Origin of the sequence: Dietzia sp. CQ4 (assembly GCF_014145125.1) — a bacterium.
Classification (GTDB): domain Bacteria; phylum Actinomycetota; class Actinomycetes; order Mycobacteriales; family Mycobacteriaceae; genus Dietzia; species Dietzia natronolimnaea.
On record NZ_JAALDZ010000415.1, the window covers coordinates 1 to 2,835 of the forward strand.

General features: G+C 73.1%; 2 protein-coding genes and 2 pseudogenes. 1 reads left to right on the plus strand and 3 read right to left on the minus strand.

Annotation, left to right across the window (positions count from 1 at the left end; genetic code table 11):
* Positions 1 to 61 precede the first annotated feature (61 nt).
* Positions 62 to 667 (minus strand): annotated as a pseudogene (locus tag G6031_RS18055) (PHP domain-containing protein); the annotation flags it as partial.
* A 33-nt stretch (positions 668 to 700) separates the two neighbouring features.
* Entirely contained in the window at positions 701 to 1,624 is a 924-nt protein-coding gene (locus G6031_RS18060; RefSeq protein WP_346034375.1) for a sucrase ferredoxin, read from the minus strand.
* Between the two features lie 86 nt (positions 1,625 to 1,710).
* Between G6031_RS18060 and G6031_RS18065 the strand changes: the two genes are divergently transcribed.
* Positions 1,711 to 2,352 carry a hypothetical protein gene (locus tag G6031_RS18065; RefSeq protein ID WP_182654025.1) on the plus strand — a complete coding sequence of 214 codons (642 nt, stop codon included), beginning with the start codon at positions 1,711 to 1,713 and terminating at the stop codon, positions 2,350 to 2,352.
* A 50-nt stretch (positions 2,353 to 2,402) separates the two neighbouring features.
* Here the strand turns inward: G6031_RS18065 and G6031_RS18070 are convergent.
* Positions 2,403 to 2,835, minus strand: a pseudogene (locus tag G6031_RS18070) (hypothetical protein); the annotation flags it as partial.

The window sequence follows — 2,835 nt, forward strand, 5'->3', positions numbered from 1 at the left end:
ACGAAGGATCACCATTCAGTTACACCACTTCCAGGGGCTTGACCGCGGCCGCGGTGTCGAAATCGGACGCGCTCGCGGCGCCCCGCTCGAGGGCCCGCCGCACCCGTCCCCGGCGGCAGCCGGTGAGCACGTACCAGTGGCCGCCGGCGGCCTCGGCGAGTTCGCCGATCTCGTACCGCGGTTCACCCTTGGCGCCTCCCCTCAGGTGGGCGCGGGCGATCGCACGCGAGAGTCTGCGGTAGCCCTCCCCTCCACGGGCCAACACGAGCAGGTGCTCATCCCCGGGCAGCGAGAGTTCGGCACCGAACACGGTCGCCAGACCCAGCTCGGAGGCCGCCTCGGCGAAGCGGACGACCCCGTACATCCCGTCGTGGTCGGTGATCGCCAGTGCGGTCAGTCCCAGCTCCGCCGCCGCCTCCGCCATCGCCTCGGGCGAGGAGGCACCGTCCAGGAAACTGAAGGCGGAATGGGCGTGGAGCTCGGCGTAGGGCACGCGCCCCTGGGTTCGGGGCCGTTGCGGAGGGGTGTACTCACCCCGTCGGCGGGACCAGGCGGGGGCATCGCTGCCGTCGCCGGGGTGCGGGTTCTGGGGCCCACGCGGGCCCGGTCGCCCGGACAGGACCCGCTCGAGCTCGGTCCAGGTCTTGGGGCCGTGGTACCAGTTCACCGGGCCTCACCCACCGGGGCCCGGTGCGTGGGCTCAGAGCTGGGTGAACGACTCCACGACCCACGCCGAGGCGTCGCCGGGCGGTTTGCGGCAACTCTGGGACCGAGGGGGGAGCGGGCGGGTGCCCGCCTCGACGCGCCAGGCGCGACCGTCGGTGTGACGGACCACGGCCACGCGCGGGGAATCGGGGTCGAGGGTGACGACGAGGTCGTCCACCCCCGCCTCCACACCGGAGTTCCGCACGGCGACCTCCGCCACCTGCCCGGCCGGTGGCCACGTACTGCGGCCCCGCAGGTTCTCGGTGACGACCCGACCGTCCAGCACCGCCTCGACGATCCCGGCCGCGTGGGCCACCTCCGCGGGCCCGTAGGTGTAACCGGTGCCGGGGAGCAACAGGACCGGGGCGAAGCGGTGCCCTCCGGTGTGGGAGCACTCCCACACCGCGGCATCGGGATCGAGTGAGGCCAGGCGTCCGCCCACCAGTGCCTCCAGCCCGGCCGCGACCGGGCGCCCCCGCACGGCGCAACACTGGTCACGCTTGGCGTGGGTGCACACGAGCGGGACAGGTGCCGCGACCTCGCGGGTCCCGGCCACGTGCCCGTCGGGAGACAGGTCCAGCCCGAGCAACTCCCCGGGCCCGTCGACACGGCCGGTGCGGATGCTCTGCCGGCCGGGGCGGGTGTCGCAGAGGTAGAAGCGGTGCCGGTCGAGCCGCTGGCCCTCCCGGCCGGGCCGCCGGATGAAGAGCATGCGCGACCCACAGGCCTCGACGTGGTCCTTGAGACGTCGGGACAGGTCCTCGCCCAGCGCCTCACCGTCGAAGATGTCGCGGCCCCAGCGCCCGGGGACCTCCAGCAGCACCCACGACTCCTCGTGGGCGGCGGTGCCGGCCGGTGGCTCATCGGCCGACTGCAGGGAACACCAGTCCGGTTGTGTGGCGGAATCGGTATCTGACACGACCCCATGGTGCCCCATCCCGCGAGGAGGCGTAACTGTAGCCACCTTGTGGGACAAAAGTGACCAGAGGGATCTAGGCTGGGCCTATGCGTATCCGTCACCGCCGCCTCGCCGCGGCCGCCGCCCTCACCGCCGTCGCGTCCCTGGGCCTGGCGGGATGTGGAGCCGACACCTCGACCGACACCCCCACCACGAGCCAGACCACCACGGCGGGATCCTCCCCGGCCGCGCTGGCCCGGACCCTGGCGCCGGACGAGACCGAGACCTCCGATCCCTCCGCCAGGCCCGCGGACTCCGCTCCGAAGAGTGAGGACTCCGGCGACGCCGCCGAGCGCGCCCAGCTCGTCGTGACCGAGATCCGCGTGGGCGACTACCAGGGCAAGGACCGCGTGGTCTTCGAACTCGAGGGCCAGGGCGTCCCGGGGTACTCCGTGGACTACGTGGACGCACCCGCCCAGCAGGGCAGCGGTTTCCCGGTGGAGGTGCCCGGGGACTCGTTCCTCCAGGTGATGATCCGCGATCAGGTCCTGCCCACCACGACCTCCATGACGGAGGTCCCCGTGGGCACCGTCTCGAGCGACGAGGCGACCGGTGTCGCCGGAGTGGCCTTCGCGGGCCAGTTCGAGGGCCAGGCGCAGTCCGTCATCGGTCTCGAGGGCACGGACCGCGCCTTCTCGGCCTTCCTCCTCCAGAACCCGACCCGACTGGTGGTCGACATCGAGCGCTGAGCCCACCCGGCGAGCGACGGGGGCCGCGACCACGGTGAGTCGTGGACGGTTCATTCGTATACCCCCTCGACGGTCCAACTCCCCGCTTCGTCCCCGACCAGGCAGCACAGCAACAACGCGGCCGCCCGCTCGGGGACGACCTGCATCCGGGCCCTCGGCCGGCGGGGCTCACCACCGGGACCCGGCTCCCACCAGGCCTCATCGATCGGCCACGGCCTCGACCAACCGACCAACGCGCATCGACGGCCCGTCACCTCGACCGACTCGGGTCGTCCGGTGAGCAGGCCGCGCGGACCGACCCCGACCGGCGCCCCCGCCGCGGTGCGCAGCAGAACCCCCCCTGCGAGGGGAACCCGTGCCACGACCCCCGACCCGGGGTCACGGCTCTCACGGATCTCCAATCGATAACCCGGCCCCGGCCACACCACCGACGGCGACGGCGCCGGCAGAGCCCCCGGCCACGGCCCCTCCGCGACCGGGTCG